The 1,034-nt window shown below is 70.5% G+C and carries 1 protein-coding gene; it reads left to right on the top strand.

The features are described from left to right. Nucleotides 1–976: MMPL family transporter (locus KSO97_RS15385; RefSeq protein WP_232680408.1), on the top strand; the 976-nt coding region annotated here is incomplete at its 5' end. Between the last annotated feature and the right edge of the window lie 58 nt (nt 977–1,034).

Below are 1,034 nucleotides of genomic sequence, written 5' to 3'. Positions count from 1 at the left end.
CGGGGCGTCGCTGCGGGGGGTCGTCGACGCCAGGGGTGCCGATGACGCCGGCGCCGCGTTCGGCGACGTCGCCACCTGGGCGAGCGACCAGGACGGCGTCGCGAACGCCCAGGTGGTCGCGACCAACGCCGACCCCAGCGACCCCGACGCGGTTCCGACCGGTGCGCTGATCCAGGTGCTGCCCGAGAAGGGGCCCGACGACACCGCGACCCAGGACCTGCTCACCGCCCTGCGGGACGGCCAGGCCGGGGTCGAGCAGGACAGCACCACGACGATCGGCATCACCGGCCTCACGGCCCTGACCACCGACGTCTCCGACCGCCTCTCCGGCGCGCTGCCGGTCTACCTGGCGGTCGTCATCGGCCTGGCGTTCGTGCTGCTGCTCCTGGTGTTCCGCTCGATCCTGGTGCCGCTGACGGCGACCTTCGGCTTCCTGCTCTCGGTGCTGGCGACCCTCGGCGTCACCGTGGCGATCTTCCAGGAGGGCACCTTCGGACTCTTCGACCCGCAGCCGATCGTCAGCTTCATGCCGATCTTCCTGATCGGCGTGGTGTTCGGCCTGGCGATGGACTACCAGGTCTTCCTGGTGACCCGGATGCGCGAGGCACACGTGCATGGCGCATCGACCCGCGACGCCGTCATCGACGGGTTCCGCAGCTCCGCCCGCGTCGTCACGGCAGCGGCGGTGATCATGATCGCGGTGTTCTCCGGCTTCATCCTCGAGCACGACCCCGTGGTCAAGTCGATCGGCTTCGCCCTCGCGATCGCCGTCCTCTTCGACGCGTTCGTCGTACGGATGATCATCATCCCGGCGCTGATGGAGTTGCTCGGAGAGCGTGCCTGGTGGCTGCCGCGCTGGCTGGACCGGATCCTGCCGAAGGTGGACGTCGAGGGCGAGCGTCTCCAGCGAGCCGACCGCAGCGCGGCGGACGAGTCGGGCACGACGGCAGACGCACCCGCACCCGCGCAGGCCTGAGAGATCGCGACTCACGCTCAGAACGTGGTCGAGGCCCGGACGCCGTACGGCGTCCGGG

The organism is Nocardioides sp. R-C-SC26 (assembly GCF_021246465.1).
Lineage (GTDB): Bacteria > Actinomycetota > Actinomycetes > Propionibacteriales > Nocardioidaceae > Nocardioides.
Note: the sequence above shows the minus strand (reverse complement) of the source record. Positions and strands in the feature narration are given on the sequence as shown.